The sequence below is a fragment of the Geoanaerobacter pelophilus genome (genome assembly GCF_018476885.1).
GTDB lineage: Bacteria > Desulfobacterota > Desulfuromonadia > Geobacterales > DSM-12255 > Geoanaerobacter > Geoanaerobacter pelophilus.
Genome location: NZ_JAHCVJ010000005.1, coordinates 75,033 through 92,014, shown reverse-complemented (window position 1 = coordinate 92,014; position 16,982 = coordinate 75,033). Strand labels below are relative to the sequence as shown.

At 51.0% G+C, this 16,982-nt stretch carries 11 protein-coding genes; 5 read left to right on the top strand and 6 right to left on the bottom strand.

Features of this window, described 5'->3' with window-relative positions:
• The first annotated feature begins 118 nt into the window (after positions 1–118).
• Positions 119–838, top strand: a complete 720-nt coding sequence (locus KI809_RS12720) for a Crp/Fnr family transcriptional regulator (RefSeq protein ID WP_214171946.1) — start codon at positions 119–121, stop codon at positions 836–838.
• Between the two features lie 7 nt (positions 839–845).
• Here the strand turns inward: KI809_RS12720 and KI809_RS12715 are convergent, their stop codons facing one another.
• A complete protein-coding gene (locus tag KI809_RS12715) occupies positions 846–1,199 on the bottom strand; it encodes a PilZ domain-containing protein (protein ID WP_214171945.1) in 354 nt (117 codons plus the stop codon).
• A 215-nt stretch (positions 1,200–1,414) separates the two neighbouring features.
• Here KI809_RS12715 and KI809_RS12710 point away from each other — a divergent pair, with 215 nt between their 5' ends.
• Positions 1,415–1,645, top strand: coding sequence for a hypothetical protein (locus KI809_RS12710; RefSeq protein ID WP_214171944.1), 231 nt, complete (start codon positions 1,415–1,417; stop codon positions 1,643–1,645).
• 78 nt (positions 1,646–1,723) lie between these two features.
• Here KI809_RS12710 and KI809_RS12705 read toward each other — a convergent pair whose 3' ends face one another.
• On the bottom strand, positions 1,724–2,647 hold the full coding sequence (locus KI809_RS12705) for a PLP-dependent cysteine synthase family protein (RefSeq protein ID WP_214171943.1): 924 nt from the start codon (positions 2,645–2,647) through the stop codon (positions 1,724–1,726).
• Positions 2,648–3,101: 454 nt separating this feature from the next.
• Positions 3,102–3,515, bottom strand: coding sequence for a PPC domain-containing DNA-binding protein (locus KI809_RS12700; RefSeq protein ID WP_214171942.1), 414 nt, complete (start codon positions 3,513–3,515; stop codon positions 3,102–3,104).
• A 150-nt stretch (positions 3,516–3,665) separates the two neighbouring features.
• On the opposite strand from KI809_RS12700, the gene KI809_RS12695 reads away from it, so the two are divergent.
• Positions 3,666–4,913 (top strand): GGDEF domain-containing protein, encoded by a 1,248-nt coding sequence (locus KI809_RS12695; RefSeq protein ID WP_214171941.1) that lies wholly within the window; start codon positions 3,666–3,668, stop codon positions 4,911–4,913.
• Positions 4,914–4,974: 61 nt separating this feature from the next.
• Here the strand turns inward: KI809_RS12695 and KI809_RS12690 are convergent, their stop codons facing one another.
• Complete coding sequence (locus tag KI809_RS12690) at positions 4,975–5,538, bottom strand: Hsp20/alpha crystallin family protein (RefSeq protein WP_214171940.1); 564 nt, start codon at positions 5,536–5,538, stop codon at positions 4,975–4,977.
• Positions 5,539–5,858: 320 nt separating this feature from the next.
• Between KI809_RS12690 and KI809_RS12685 the strand changes: the two genes are divergently transcribed.
• Positions 5,859–7,559, top strand: coding sequence for a methyl-accepting chemotaxis protein (locus KI809_RS12685; RefSeq protein ID WP_214171939.1), 1,701 nt, complete (start codon positions 5,859–5,861; stop codon positions 7,557–7,559).
• Between the two features lie 42 nt (positions 7,560–7,601).
• On the opposite strand, the gene KI809_RS12680 is transcribed toward KI809_RS12685, so the two are convergent.
• Positions 7,602–8,057: a tetratricopeptide repeat protein gene (locus KI809_RS12680; protein ID WP_214171938.1), complete on the bottom strand. Its 456-nt coding sequence runs from the start codon at positions 8,055–8,057 to the stop codon at positions 7,602–7,604.
• A 378-nt stretch (positions 8,058–8,435) separates the two neighbouring features.
• Between KI809_RS12680 and KI809_RS12675 the strand changes: the two genes are divergently transcribed.
• The gene (locus KI809_RS12675; protein ID WP_214171937.1) at positions 8,436–16,394 is read left to right on the top strand and encodes an RCC1 domain-containing protein; all 7,959 of its coding nucleotides are present in this window, start codon (positions 8,436–8,438) and stop codon (positions 16,392–16,394) included.
• A gap of 81 nt (positions 16,395–16,475) precedes the next feature.
• On the opposite strand, the gene mobB is transcribed toward KI809_RS12675, so the two are convergent.
• Positions 16,476–16,970: a molybdopterin-guanine dinucleotide biosynthesis protein B gene (gene mobB / locus KI809_RS12670; protein ID WP_214172219.1), complete on the bottom strand. Its 495-nt coding sequence runs from the start codon at positions 16,968–16,970 to the stop codon at positions 16,476–16,478.
• Positions 16,971–16,982 lie beyond the last annotated feature (12 nt).

Genomic DNA, 16,982 nt, shown 5'->3' with positions numbered 1-16,982 from the left:
GGAAATGCACTATCAAGAGAACCAAAGCCTGCATCGGCATGCTTTACCTCTTGCGGAAATCAGGTACACTCGACAGAGAAAATCCGTCGATATTCAATCGGCAAACAGGAAGTGCCTAATGGACACTGTGCAAATTCTCAAAAAATCAATGCTCTTCTCCGGCTTATCCGAAGAACACCTCTCAGGCGTAGCGGATATTTCCAGTCGCAGAACCTTTAACCGGGGAGAGACTCTCTTTTCCGAAGGAGACCCGGCCACCGGCTTCTACCTTCTGGCATCTGGCGGCATGAAGCTTTGTAAAGTTTCTCCTGACGGTCGGGAAAAAGTGCTGCACTTTGTGCATCCGGGCGAGACTTTTGCCGAAGCTGCGTTCTTTGGTGACGGTCGCTATCCGGCTGAGGCCAGGGGGATCGAGAAAGGAGAGGTGCTGTTTTTCCCACGTGAAGGGTTCATGGGATTGCTGGAGCGGGATACACGTTTTGCCATGAACCTGATAGTTTCACTGTCTCTTTTACTGCGGCGGTTTGCGCGGCAAATCGAAGAGCTCTCTTTCGCAGAAGTCCCAAACCGGCTTGCAGCATATTTGTGTGAATTGATTGAAAGGAAATCGACGACGTTCCAGGGTAAAACCTATCTGGAGCTTGAGATGAAAAAGGGTGAATTGGCTTCACGCTTGGGGACTGTCAGTGAGACCCTTTCCAGGAGCCTTAGAAAACTGCGGGAAGAGGGAATAATGGAGGTAGAGGGAAGCAGGGTGATTGTTTATGACCTTAACCGGTTAAAAGAGTTGGCAAAGGGACAAAAAAAGCCGGAGGTTCCCGGCTTTAATCAGCAGTGATGAGTTTTCACACCGCGGCTTGACAGAGAGCGCTTCTATTGCCGCAAGCTTCTTCGGTGCATTCCGAGCTGTTGCCAAGAGTCTGTTCGAGGAAATCAACAGAGATTTTTTTGAAGTTTAGGCCGATGCCATCTTCTGAAACCCTGACCACCTTACCTTCAAGGCTCAGGGAAAGGTTGCCGTTACTGCCGGCAAAAGAGAGCACTATCCCAACCGTTTCGTCAAGAGGCACTTTCTGATCAGTCTTAACGAACAATCCCTTAAGGCTCAAGTTCTCAACAGTTCCTGTAAATGAACTGCCTTCATAGCTGACCAGAACCTTGGCATTGAAATCCATTCTGCTAAACTGTCTGTTATCCACGGAATGTGCCCCCTCCTTTCCAAAAGTTGCTTTACAGCTAATATCGTCAGCAATCTGAATTTCTTTAATAAATCATGCCATGCTTTGGCAAACCCAGCGCAGGCCACATTTATAACAATTTAATCTGCTTATGGCAAGTTAAAGAGACAGAATAGCTTGCCGTCCAAAAATAATTTGATACAGTGATTATCAATCCAACTCAAGCGAGGTATCAAATGAAAAGAATGCTTTCTGTACTAGTATCTGCTCTTGTGGCCGTATCCTTTGCCAGCATCGTCTGCGCAGCCGAGCCTGCCGCTGCTCCGGCAGCAATGCCTCCAGGCCACCCGCCGATCGATAAGCCGGCTGAGAAGAAAGCTGCTCCTAAAAAAGCCAAGAAAGCCAAGAAGGCCAAGAAAGAAGTCAAGAAGGAAGAAGCTCCTGCCGCCGCTCCGGCAGCAAAGTAGTTTCACCCGACACAAAAGACAAAAAGCCGCTTCGGAAACGAGGCGGCTTTTTTTGCCATATTAATTTAAAAATGCCTGCTATGGGGGACAAGAACCACAAACCGAGCGGAATAGCGAGGTGCTGAGATACCGGTCACCGCGGTCAGGCAAAAGTGTCACAATGGTCCCAGACTCCATATCCCTGGCAACGGCCAGAGCCCCGGCGACTGCGGCACCACTGGACATGCCGACAAACAGGCCTTCGCGCGTTGCCAGCTCCCGAGCCATGGCAAACGCTTCCTCATCCTGAACTGTTAGCTTCAGGTCAAGAGCCCCCTCGTTGTAAATCTCGGGAACAATTGCCTCTTTCATGTTCTTCAATCCCTGCACCCGGTGACCTAATCTCGGCTCTACGCCAACAATCCGGGTTCCGGGGCGATTATCCCTGAAATACCGACTGACCCCCATCAGCGTGCCGCTGGTTCCCATCCCGGCGACAAAGACATCGATATCTCCGTTCACCTGGCGCATGATCTCAGGCCCGGTGGTCTCGTAGTGGGCCAGGATATTGTTCGGGTTGGCATACTGGTTCGGCATGTAATAACGATCGGGGTCTTCTTCCAGAATCCGGTGGGCAAGCCTGATAGCACCATCAGTCGCCTCATCATGCGGCGAAAGAACTACTTCGGCGCCGAATGCCTCAAGAACGCTGCGCCGCTCCATGCTGACACAGGCAGGCATCACCAGTTTGACCCGGTATCCCTTGGCAGTGCCGAGCATAGCCAGGGCTATGCCGGTATTGCCGGAGGTCGGTTCGAGAATGGTCTTTTCGTGGGTCAATTCCCCGGACACTTCAGCCTTGGTGAGCATGTAAAGTGCCGGCCGGTCTTTCACCGAGCCACCAGGATTGTTACCTTCTAGCTTGGCAAGAATTCTGACTCTGGGAGAGGGGGCAAGGGATCGCAATTCGATTAATGGGGTATTGCCGATATTATTGACCAGCGAATATGGATTGGTGTGCATGGAGACGATCCTTCCGGATGAAGAATTCAGACATGCTACAAGATTGAAAAGCCGATGACAAGCAGAACTACTCTTTGATGACCTCAGCAGTGAACCGCAATGGCACCATTCCAGCCAACAGCAGACAGCCCGGCCTCAAGCGGCAATCGTTCCCGATAAACATGGAGACCCCACCCCTGCTCCACCAGGACTTGGAAGGATGCCGTCCTTCTCCTAAATATAAACCTACGAGTTCCAACTGTTTACAGGCATAATGTGCATCAGATTTTATGAAGAGAAATTATCGATAAGACAAGCCGGTTTTAATTACCGTGACCAGGCGAATCAGGTCGGTCATTCTACGAATCGTTGCCAAGCCACCAGCCCACCGACAAAAAGCTCCATATGTTTACACAGCATCAGACTGATGGATGAACCCTCTGCATGTGTCACATATGGAGCTTTTGCTAAGAGCTCATCCTTCGTAAAGCGGCTTTTCCCAGAGGAGCAACCCGGTATCGTTGTCCACAACCCTGCGAGGCGCCTCGCCATGAAAAGGGATGATGGTGAATTCAACGGCAAAAACACTGCACCCCTGCAGACAGTGACCGCCCACAACAATACCGGCACTTCCGGATACGGCAAGATGCAAATGTACAAACGGCTTGTCATCTCTAAGGGAAATATTGCCGGCACAGGCAACGATTTCGTGCGGAGCGTCAAAATCCAGCTCGCGGTAGGCGCGAATTTTTTGATCGTAAAATGACAGTCTTGCCCGTTTCAATGAACCCATCACCTGCACAGTCCCTGCCTTCACCCCTTTTTTTGCCGCAATTTTGTTAAGCTCCCGCAACATGTCCGATTTGAACGGCAATTTACCAATGATCATTGTACTCCTCCTAGCTTGATTGCCAGCGGCTGAGGCTCTTGCGATATCCTCTGACCTGATGACAGCTTGAAATCTGATCTACCACATAGTTAAAATTATAAGTGGAGATGAACAATTGGCAAGTTAGGTAAAGCGAGGTATATTACATTAATGCTTTCTTTATTTTCTTCAAAAGCCGCTATCCGTCCCGGTGAATTCCACCATGCACTTGTAGTGATCGCCTCCGTATCTGCCGTGGCGATCATTGTTCTGGCAGGCATTGGGATATATCGATTGAATTCCCACAACGTACTGCTGCACGCCGAAGAAGATGCCATTAAAACGTGTCAGTCTCTGTCTGAACTGGAAAAGCCGATACTTTTTGCGATTTCTCCTGATGGAGGGTATCGCCCGTCAATAACCCCTGCAGAAATCCCTGCTCTTGATAGCCGACTCAGAACTTTTCTCAAACCGTTCGATATTGTTAAAATTAAGATTTACAGTGCTGATTCACAGATAATTTTCAGTACAGACAAACATATCATTGGCAAAATCGATAGTGGCAACCGGCGTCTGCAAAAGGCATTAACCGGCAAGACCGACTCACATCTTGAAGCAAAAGAGGTGTTCCGGGACCTTGCAGATGAGCAGATGATAAATGTCAAAGTGGTAGAAACCTACATTCCGATCCGTGACCCGAACAACCGAATTATTGGTTGCTTCGAGGTCTACCTGAATGTCACCAAGTACCATGATGAAATACGGTCTAGCGTCATATACTCGGTCTTAATCATAACTGGTGCCCTGTTCGGAGTTTTCGGAGCTTCCTATTTACTGATACGCAAAGCAATGTTGCAATTAAAAGAGGCCCAGGAAAAGCTTGAAGGACTGGCAATTACCGACTCTCTGACCGGTCTTTTCAACCGGCGTCACATTCTTGCCCGGTCAAGAGAAGAGTTTGCCCGAATAGTGAGAATCGGCAAAGCTCATGACAACGCACCTGTCCTTGGGTTTATTATGCTCGATGTGGATAACTTTAAATCGATTAACGACACGTATGGACACCTTGTCGGGGACAGCGTTCTTACCGGGATTGCGGAAATGATCAGAATCGGGTGCCGAAGTTATGATCTGATCGGTCGCTATGGAGGAGAAGAGTTCCTCGTCGTACTCCCTGACATCTTATCGTCTGACATTCGTGAAATTGCCGAAAGAATCAGGGTAATAACCGAGAAGCATGAGTTTTGCTGCGACACCGATACCCGGATATCCGTGACAATAAGTGCTGGCATCTCCTGCTGTATGTCCGGCGAACCTGATATTTTCCCGGCATTGAAAAGAGCCGATGATGGGCTTTATCTTGCCAAGCGAAGCGGCAAGAACCAAGTACGAACGGTCCAGGACGGATTGGAGGAGTAAAGGAGCAACAAAGGGGGATTTTGCAATCCCCCCTCGCGTGGGTTACTGGTTTTCTTGCCTGTTACTCGATAGTGATGGTCTTCGCTTCCGTACCGCCTTCACGCGGCACTCTGATTTCCAGCACCCCATTCTTATAGGTTGCTGAAAGCCTATCAGTCATACACCCCTCCGGCAGATGCAGAGACCTGGTGAAGGAGCCGAAGGACCGTTCGAGACGCAGATAATCTTTCTGCTCTACCTTTTCCTCGGTTTTCTTCTCTCCGGATATGACCAGATTGTTATCAACGAGCCTTACGTTGATATCTTCCCGCTTCATCCCCGGCAACTCTGCCTTCAGTATCAATTCGTTGCCGGTCGTATAAACATCAACATAAGGCATCATTTCGCCTTCGCCTCTCAGATCATGCAGCAACCTGCTTATGGGTCGGAAACCGTAGTCAAACAGGAATGGCCGGTGAATGGTTTCCTCCATCCATCTTTCCATATCGTCCAGAGTCGACCAGATCCCACCCGTTCGTCTTTCAAGATCCCCTTCACGTTTTACCGGCACATCAGTACTTTTCTCATGGCCTAGAGCAAGATTCTTGCCCCCTGTTCCCTTATCAGATTCAAAGTGACGACGCATGAGATAACACCCCCTTTTCCCTTAATTTTCTATATGTTAATTATAACAAATTGAAAATGAATGTCAATATTCGCTCAGCAACCTTTGAAGTCATTTTCCCATGCTGATTGACAAGAATTACAATCGAAGGGGCGACTGCCCAACCAGTTCTCCTTTTTAACCTTGTCCATGGGAAAGACCTCCGGAAACAAACCTGATTTTAGCCGCACAAACTGCTGTAGCGAAACATTCCGCTGTTATTGCATAAGATGAAGTATCCGCTATAATTTTCATCTACTCTGATCTAGAGCTTAGCAAACTGAAGGCGGTAACCTCCCGGCATGAATCTTAAATTCGGCTCACAACTAATCAGAACCATGATGATCCTTGGGATCATTGTTGCGGCAACAGGGCTGCTTTCAGCTGGCAAGCTGGCCGCAAGCTCTCAAGAGGTTGCAGATAATTTTTTATTCAAAATTGTTTTCGGCATACTCGTCATTGAAACCTTGTTATTCGTCATCACATTCTGGATTTATACCAAGCGAAAATTGCTGTCGCGCGTCAACCGGCTGGCACATGCCCTGGAACGAGGGGCCGAAGGCGACCTTACCATCAGAGTTCCCGCCAGCGAAAACGATGAAATCGGCCAACTTGGACGCAACCTGAACACAATGCTGGAGAAGCTTAGCGAATTTGTAGAACGGGTCAATGCCTCTCTTCGCGAACTGCGCAACATTTCGCAAAACACCACAAACGCTGCCGGCCAATTGGTAAATGCCGCAGAAACTCAGTCTGTTTCAGCAAAAGAAACCTCTGGGGCTGTTGACAAGATCGGCAGGTCGATTGAACTGCTTTCAAAAGAAATCGACAAAGTCACCCAATCGGCAACACAGAATTCCGGGGCAATCCGTACCATGTCCACAAGCCTGGATGTCGTCGGCCAAAACATCGACATGCAGTCATCGGCCATTGACGAGGTCAGCTCTTCTATTTTTCAGGTAGCAGCCGAGGTTAAGCAGATTGCCAATAATGTCAACAGCCTCATGGCAACCTCGACCGAGACAACATCTTCGGTAGCGGCAATGGATATCTCAATCAAAGAGGTAGAGCGCAACGCTCAAGGCGCTGCTGAAATTACTGAAACCGTCAAGCATGATGCCCTGGTTGGCCAGGAAACGGTTGCCGCCACCATCTCCGGCATCACAGAAATCCGCGATTCAACCCAGTCAACGTTCTCCGCTATTGCCAGCCTGTCCAGCCGGGTCAAGGTCATAGGCAACATCGTATCTGTGATCAATGAACTGGCAGAGCAGACCAACCTGCTGGCGCTCAACTCAGCGATCATAGCAGCACAAGCAGGTGAACACGGTAAAGGGTTTGCCGTAGTTGCCGACCAGATCAAAGGGCTGGCTACCCGCACCCGGAATTCGACGCAAGAGATTGACGACCTGATCTCGGCAATTCAGAAGGAAACAGACCAGGCCGTAACAGCAATAAAAGTGACAGAGCAAAGGGTCAGCGATGGCGAGCGCCTTTCACTGAAATCAGGCGTGGCACTCCAGAAAATGGTCAGTGGCATGGAGGAGTCGCTGCGTCAGGTCAACGACATTGCCCATGCCACTGTTGAACAAGCCAAAGGGAGTCAACAAATCCGCCAGTCAATGGAAGATATTTCAAATATGGTAGCGCAAATTGCAAAATCGAGCCGCGAGCAGGGGGCAACCAGTGAGCTGATCATAGCTGCAGTTGATCGGATGAAGGATCTTACGGTCAATGTCAGATCGTCAAGCCTTGAACAGCGGGAGATTGGAGCGAACATCTCCGAATCAACAGGAAGAATGGGGCTTATCATCAGCGAACTCGAACGGTTGCGCAACGAACAAGCCGAGAGAAGCGATGAAATAAGAAAAGCGATGCAGGAGATGGACCGAGCGACCAACGAAGACCTGTCTGCAGTTCACATCATGGAAGAGGGGGTGGAAAATCTATCCCGTCAAATCGGCCTTTTGCAGACCGAAATGGCAAAGTTGAAGGTCAACTAAACAGGAGAATTGGACCTTAAACAGCGAATATCCTGATAATGCCTACTTGCAATTAGTAGGCGGGTATTTTTTGATATTATATTCCGAGCAGTATTTATCAGGCATTAACTTACATGCCTCTGAGAGATCTGAGCAGCCGTCATTGATATTTTTCTTATTATCTGTTATTCCCCAAGTGTCAGCAGACAATAATAATATGGCTCTATTAAAATAAGCTTTAGCTTTTGTGTCGTTGTCTGTTGACAAATTCACTGCCATGCCAAAACTATTTTTAGCATCATCATAAAACCCTATCTGGCCAAAGCAAATCCCCAATATCTGATACAATTCTGATTTTTCATTGCTTGAGAAATGCCCCTTATCAAGGTGATACCTTGCAACGGCAATACATTGTTCGGAATTTCTGCTTTGTTGATATTTACTAACATCATCATAAACAGCAGCAAATGGAGTACAGCCGACAATAAAGCAAAACAATGCCATCAAATAAAGCTTCATACACGCATACTCCAATGCCGACTGAAAATTTGAAAAATATTAGTCATGATTGCAAAAATTTGCAAGCCAAATCGGGATGATAACCACTCTCAACCGCACATTGCACTGGCCGAGACAAACAATTGCTTCCAGTAATCATAATCTACAAAGAGCAACATCCCGCTCAGGGAATTATTAATTGCTTTTTGCCGGTTTTTCCCGATGAAATGACCGATATCCACCCCATCTTTCAGCACAAAATAGAACAATTTAAGCAAGTTAGCAGAGGGTGCGATTTTTGCAATTAGTTTTTTGGTAAAAATCGGCCTATTTTGGTCTTTTTAACGTCACCTTGTTGACGCAAAGTTTATAGCAGTGTGCCTTTCCACCGGAGGGAAAATGGAACTTTCAGGGAAACTTCAAAGATTTATATATAAGACTCTTATCCCCAGCCCACTTTTAGCTTTGCTGCTGCTGTGCATCTTTACCGGTAATGTTAATGCAAGTTCCTTCCCTGGAATTGCTGCCGGGGATGCTCATACTGTTGCGCTAAAAAGCGATGGCACTCTCTGGGCGTGGGGAAGCAACGATTTCGGGCAACTCGGCAACGGCTCAAACGCCAGCAGTACCATGCCGGTGAAAGTCAGCAACATCAGCAATGTAATCGCAGTAACTGCCGGCTATGGACACTCCATCGCCATCAAGAGCGACGGCACCGTTTGGGCATGGGGGCTTAACAACAGCGGGCAACTTGGGACAGGCGACACCATCAATAGCAATGTTCCTGTCCAGGTAAGCGGATTGAACGGCGTAGCTGCAGTTGTCGCCGGCTACGGCCATTCATTGGCACTGAAAACTGATGGCAGCATCTGGGCATGGGGGCTTAACAATAAAGGGCAACTAGGGAATAACTCCACCAGCAATTCCAACACTCCGGTCCAGGTAGCCACCTTGACTTCCGGAGTCACGGCAATTGCCGGGTCGCGGGGACACCATGCCATTGCCCTCAAAAATGACGGCAGTGTCTGGGCCTGGGGCAGTAACGACTTCAGCCAGATCGGTAATGGTGGAGCGACCCCCTACAATACGTCACCAGTTAACGTCAGCAGCAACGCAATTGCGATATCTGCCAGTGCCATGACCTCAGTCATTATCAAGACCGATTCCACAGTCTGGGCATGGGGAGACAACTCATCCGGCCAATGCGGGATGGATCCATACTATGACCAGACCATCTTTTACCCAACCCAAATTGCAGCGATTACCACTGCCAAGGTCATTTCATCAGGTGACTACCAGACAGTAATGTTGTTGGCCGACGGCACTACCATGGCTCTGGGTCGCAATGATTACGGCCAATTAGGCAACCATTCCAGCACACCGTCATATTCACCTGTCGTAGTCAATGGCCCAAGCGGTATATTTGCCATCTCTTCGGGAGCGAACCACACTTCAGCCATAAAAGACGACGGATCATTCTGGGGATGGGGACTGAATGACAGAGGACAACTTGGCATAAACAACACCGATAACATGAGCTGGCCGGTAGCATCACCAATGGGTTCTCTAATCAGCCCTCAGGTGGCTGCCGGTTACAAGCACACGCTGGCATTAAAGAATGACGGGACCGTCTGGGCTTGGGGATTGAATGACTACGGCCAATTGGGTAATGGATCGGGAAACAGCTCCGTCCCAGTCAAGGTAGAGAACTTGAGCGGTATTGTCGCCGTTACCGCCGGCTACGATCACAGCGTTGCGCTGAAAAGTGACGGCACTGTCTGGAGTTGGGGCGCTGGCAACCGGGGACAGCTCGGCAACGGATCAACATCTGCCAGCAATGTCCCAGTAAAGGCGAGCAACCTTTCCGGCATCAAGGCCATTGCCGCATCCAGAGGGAATCATGTCCTGGCGCTAAGAAACGACGGCACCGTCTGGGCGTGGGGTGCCAACAACGCTGGACAGCTGGGCAACAACGCAGCACCGATCGACAGTAGTTCCCCTGTGCAAATCACCAGCCTGAGCGGCATTACTTCTATTGCTGCAGGACTTAACCACTCTGTTGCCTTGAAAAACAATGACACTGTCTGGGCATGGGGAGACAATGCTTCCGGCCAGCTGGGCCAAAATCCGGTCTCATTGCCAACCAGCCGCGTACCGGTTCAGGTTACCACCATAACCGGAGCTATTGCAGTCGATGCCGGCGATTATCATACCACGGCATTGAAAAACGACGGCACTATATGGAGCATGGGCCTCAACACCAATGGCCAATTGGGAAACAGCTCAACAACTACAACATTCTCTCCGGTTCAGGCGACCAGCCTCAATGGGATAAAAAGCATTTCAGCAGGGACCAGCCATGCATTGGCGCTTAAAAATGACGGCTCGGCATGGGCATGGGGCGGCAACAGCTCCGGGCAGCTCGGCAACAGCTCAACAACAGACAGCCAATTCCCGATTCAGATCAGCACCTTGTTGCAGGTCAAAGCTCTATCAGCTGGTTTTGGTCATTCGGTTGCAACTACCTTAACCGGCAATGTCTGGACATGGGGGCTTAACGACAGTGGCCAACTCGGCAACAACTCTTTGTCGGGAACCACCTCTCCTGTCAAAGCAACCGACATCACCCTGAACATTTATACCCCCGCTACAGTGGCATCCCCTCCAGGGGGGCCATACGCATCCCCGCAAACCGTCACGTTGACCGCAAATGGCGCTATTGCCATTTACTACACTCTGGATGGGACAACCCCGACATATCCGCTTTCCGGGACAACCCAGCAGTACTTGACCCCAATAGCAGTCAATAGCTCATCTGAGCTGAAGTACTTTGCAATAGACATTGCAAACAATGTCGAAGAGGTAAAGACCCAGTCATATATTATTGCTGTACCGCCGGTCACCACTGCAACCCCGCTCGGTGGTGTTTATACCTCCTCCCAGTCGGTCACTTTGAGTTCCGACAAACCCGGAAGCATTTATTTCACCGTAGACGGCTCCAACCCGACATATCCGCTTTCCGGGTCAACCCAAACATATAGCGGTCCCATTGCAATCACCACCAACACCACCCTGAAATATTTCGCTCGGGACAACAATGGTATCCAGGAAACGGTTCAATCGCAGGTTTATACGATCAACACGCTTCCCGTAACTACTGCGTCCCCGGCTGGCGGGACATATCCAGCGGCTCAAAGCGTTACTCTTTCATCCAGTAAGCCCGGAATCATATACTACACCGTTGACGGCTCGGCACCAACTTATCCGGCAACAGGCGCTACCCAGGTCTTCACCGGACCTATCTCTATCACCACCAACACCACCTTGAACTATTTCGCTCGTGATAACGATGGCAACCAGGAAGCAGCCCAGTCACAGGTTTATACGATCAATACACTTCCCGTTACCACAGCGTCCCCGGCTGGCGGGACATATCCAGCGGCTCAAAGCGTTACTCTTTCATCCAGCAAGCCCGGTACCATATACTACACTGTTGACGGCTCAACGCCGACATACCCACCTTCAGGGGTAACGCAGACCTACAGCAGTGAGATTATTATAAACACCACCTCAACCCTTCGTTACTTTTCCAGGGATATCGACGGTAATCAGGAGGCGGTCAAAACTCAGACCTACACCATCAGCACTCCCCCCGCAACAACGGCAACTCCTCCAGGAGGGACCTACCTAGCCGGACAGACAGTCACGCTCACGTCAAGCAAGCCCGGCAATATTTACTACACTTTGGACGGTTCAGCCCCTGCGTTCCCGGTAAGTGGAGCAACCCAGACTTACAGCGGCCCGATAACGCTCAACGCGACAACAACCATTAGATTTTTCGCAAGGGACACGGACGGCTTTCAGGAAACGGCCCAGGCTCAGGACTATACCATTCTCCAGCGACTAACCGTGACGGTTCAGGGGGGAAGTGGCAGCCATGTCCATTCAACCCCCAATCCTGACATCAATTGCTCCGGCAGTTGCTCTCAGGATTACGCCAGCGGAACATTAGTTGAACTTACTCCTTCGCCGTCCGCAACTGACATCTTCTCCGGCTGGTCAGGTTCCTGTGCAGGCACAGGAACCTGCACCATTACCATGGACTCGGCACAAGCTGCCATTGCAACCTTTGCCACCAAACAGGTTATCTCGACCCCCCCCAAGGTTGCCTCCGGTCATTACCACTCGTTGGCGCTGAAAAACGACGGCACCGTCTGGGCGTGGGGACAGAACAACGTTGGTCAACTTGGGGATGGGAGCACCACCAACAACAATACCCCGGTCGCAGTTGTCACAACTAGCGGCCTGTATGGAGTCTCTGAGATCGCTGCCGGCCTAAACCACTCGGTCGCCATGAAACCTGACGGCACGATCTGGGCGTGGGGTGACAACTACTACGGACAAATCGGCACCGGCGCGGCAACCCTTGGCACACAATACAACACGCCAGTGGAGATAACCGGGATAACCAATGTTATCGCCATTGCGGCAGGGGAATACCACACATTGGCCTTGAAAAATGACGGCACCGTCTGGGTATGGGGGCGCAATAACCTGGGCCAGCTCGGTACTGGCGATACCAACGACCGGTCCGTACCAACGCAATTGACCGGCATTAACGGAATAACCGCTATCGCAGCAAAAGGCAATTTCTCCCTTGCCCTGAAGAGTAACGGAGAGGTTTCTGCCTGGGGACATAACAGTTACGGCCAGCTTGGGAATCAATCATATGTGAACTCCGAATCCCCGGTATCCGTGGCCAACCTTTCCGGAGTTATCGCTATTGCCGCTGGCTACAATCACTCAGTAGCACTCACAAACACCGGGAAAGTCATGTCCTGGGGGGAAAATATCACCGGTGGCCTCGGCAACGGCACTGATCAGGCCAGCAATATTCCAGTACTGGTAACCACTCTGAACGATGCGATGGGAGTAACTGCGGGATACCGCTTCACCGCTGCCATAAGAAGCAACGGGACCATGCAGTCCTGGGGCTGGAACAACCGGGGCCAATTGGGCAACAGTTCGAATAACGACAGCTGGGTGCCGGTTTCGGTAAGCGTGATTTCCAAGATTGCAGCCGCCTCTTCCGGCGTTGACCACACCATCGCTTTGAATAACGACGGTTCCATCTACTCTTGGGGCGCAAACTTATACGGCGAATTGGGGACCGGTAACAACAGCGACAGCAATGTCCCTGTTGCAGTGGCACCACCACTCAATCTCGGCACATCCTCTCCGATCACAACCGCCAATCCTTCAAGCGGGACATATTTGACCAGTCAAAACGTTTCACTCACAGCAAATGAGCCGGCCACCATCTACTATACCGTTGACGGAACTACGCCAACCAACCCGGCAACGGGTAATACCCAAGTTTACACCGGACCGATTGCCGTCAACAGCTCAACAACCCTCAACTATTTTGCGGTTTCGACATCCTCTTCACTCAGCGAAAGCATGAAGACCAGCAGCTATACCATAAATCTTGTTCCGGTCATTACTGTCAGCCCGCTTGGGGGAACTTACACTTCAGCCCAATCGATAACCCTCACGTCCAACAAACCTGGCAATATCTATTACACTGTCGACGGATCAGACCCGACTTACCCGGTTTCCGTGACAACCCAGATATTCTCTGCGGCAATTCCGATCAATACCACCACCACCCTGAAATTTTTTGCCAGAGACACTGACGGTAACCAAGGGACCGTGCAATCTCAGCTCTACACCATGAACATTCCGCCGATAACAACAGCAACACCCGGCGGGGGCACATATACCTCGCAACAGTCGGTAGTGCTCACTGCCAACGAAGCCGCCACTATTTACTATACCCTGGATGGCAGCACGCCGACATTTCCGGAAACGGGAACAACCCAGACTTACAGCTCTCCGCTTGTGATCAGCACCAATACCACGTTGAAATTCTTCAGCCGAGACATGGACGGGAACCTGGAGAGCGTTCAAACCCTGGTCTACACAATGAACATCCCGCCGATCACCACGGCAACCCCTGCAGGGGGAACTTATTCAACGCCGCAGACCGTCAGCCTCTCATCAAATGAAGCAGGTGCTACCATCTACTTCACTGTTGACGGATCAACTCCGACCTACCCGGTTACCGGCTCAACACAGATATACAGCTCGCCGATCGCCATTAACAGCAATACCGCCCTCAAGTTTTTTGGACGGGACATTGACGGCAATCTGGAAGTCGTCAAGACTGAGACCTACACCATTAGCATCCCACCAGTAACAACAGCAAACCCGCTTGGCGGGGTCTATCCCCCGGGCCAGACTGTGACTCTTACGTCCAGCAAGCAAGGAACTATTTATTATACAACTGACGGTTCGACGCCGACCTACCCGGTTACCGGCTCAACCCTTACATACAGCAGCCCCATTACCATTAACGCCACTACTACCCTGAAATATTTCGCTCGAGATCTCAGCGGCACTCAGGAGGCGGTCAAGACTCAGACCTATACCATTAGCACCCTGCCATATACAACCGCTACCCCTCCCGGCGGAGCATATACCTCTGCCCAGACAGTCACGCTCTCCACTTACGCTCAAGCAACCATCTACTATACTGTCGATGGCACCGATCCGACCTCGCCGGCGAGCGGGTCAACCCAGGTTTACTCCGGCCCCATCCCAATCAGCAGCGACACAACCCTTAAATATTTTGCCGTAGACCCAGCCGACAACCGCGAAGCGATCAAAACCCAGACTTACTACATCACTCTCCCGGTCCTTCGTAAGCTGACCCTTACTGTTGCCGGTGGCAACAACAGTATAGTGTCTTCAACTCCAGCACCGGATATAAACTGCACTGGCAACTGCGCTCAAGACTATCTGAGCGGTACTGAAATCACACTTACCGCAAACTACTCCCCGTCCGACATCTTTGTCGGCTGGACAGGCGCCTGCACCGGAACAGCCTCCTGTACCATCCTCATGAACTCAGACCAAACGGTTACGGCGACCTTTGCTCCTATCGGCGCAATATCGACACCGCCCCAGCTTGCTGGCGGATACTGGCACACTCTAGCGCTGAAGGGGGACGGTACTGTCTGGAGTTGGGGGAACAACATGGATGGGCAGCTGGGGAACGGCAGCTACCTCACCAGCACTGTTCCCGTGAAAATAAGCGCGCTCCAGGGAGTAACGGCAGTCGCTGCAGGCGACTACCACTCCTTGGCACTGAGAAATGACGGAACGGTATGGTCCTGGGGGTATAATAATTACGGCCAGTTGGGTGACGGCACAGACCGGCAGGCAAGCAACATCCCGATAATGGTCAAGGGCCTTTCCGGTATCATTGCCATATCAGCTGGAGCGGGCCACTCGGTAGCACTCAAGAGCGACGGGACTGTGTGGACTTGGGGGAACAACGTAGACGGCCAACTAGGAAATAATGGTGGCATTAAAAGCAACACGCCGGCTCAGGTTGCTGGAATAAGCAACGTCACGGCCATTGCTGCCGGCTGGCTGCACACCCTCTCGTTGAAGAATGACGGCACTGTCTGGAGCTGGGGATACAACGCCTATGGCCAGTTGGGCAATGTCCTCGGTACCCAGGTATATTGGCCGGAACAGGTCTCAGGACTGACCGGCATCACTGCCATTGCCGCAGGGGGCTATCACTCCGTTGCCCTGAAAAACGACACGACTGTCTGGTCATGGGGTAAAAACAGTGAAGGCCAGTTGGGTAACAACTCCACAACTCAAAACGCATTTCCGGTGCAGGCCTCAGGTGTTACCAACATCACCAGCATTGCCGCCGGCGGAAACTACACAGTTGCCCTCAATACCTTTGGCAACCTCATTATTTGGGGGAATGATTCATACTACTCGCACCCATTCATCGGTTCGGTTGATAATTCTGTCGCTGTACAGGTAAGCGGCATTTCCAACATCACCCGAATTGCAACCGGCTATTACCATACCCTGACAATGGACAGCGCCGGGGCCGTCAACAGCTGGGGCTTTAACAACAGCGGACAGCTAGGCAACGGCACGACCACTCTTAGCAACGCCGCACTGCCGGTTGTCGGTCTGAACGTCGCGGCAACAGCCTGCTATGCCAAAATTGCCACCATCTGTTACGGCTCGATTGCCGAAAGCTATCTGGCGCCGCCATCTGCCGCAACAGCCACAATTCTTGCCCAGAACCGGATCTTTAACGAACCGCTGAATTTCACCAGAGATGTCAATGTCACGGTAGCAGGAGGCTACGATGCTACTTTCAGTTCAGCGACCGGCAATTCCGATCTACGGGGACCATCGTTAATTATCACTTCAGGGTCGCTAACCATAGGCAGCAATGCCACGATAACTGTATTCGATTAACTGGCAACGAATACTAGATAAAAAAAGGGGTTTGCAGCGGTAGCGCGGGCCCCTTTTTTATCTGGTGGATGGACACTAGTCCTATAAGAAGCGCTTAACGATGAAGCCGGCTACCGCAGCGGCGTCATTGAGGTCAAAAACCGGTACATCCAGCTCCAGCGGCGCATCGCTGGCAACAGCCAGCAAGGTCGGGTCATGCTGCTCACCGCGGCAGAGAAGCGAGGAACTCCGCTCGCTGCGATGCACCTCAATCTTCGGCAGGTCGCTCTGCTTGAACCCCTCGGTCAGAACGATATCCACATCCTTGAAATAGGTGGCAATCAGCTCCCGGATCGGCGGCGAGGCCTGATGACGCTTGACCAGGGCAAGTTTCTCCGGCGATGAAATCAACATGGTATCGGCTCCGGCGGCTGTCAAGCGGTAGCTGTCCTTGCCCGGATGATCGATATCAAACCGATGGGCATCGTGCTTGATGACACCGACCCGTACCCCTTTCCCCTTCAACTCCGTGATCACCTTCTCCAGCAAAGTGGTCTTGCCGGTCCCTGACTTGGCCACGAACGACACCGCCTTCAGCCCTGTGTTAGC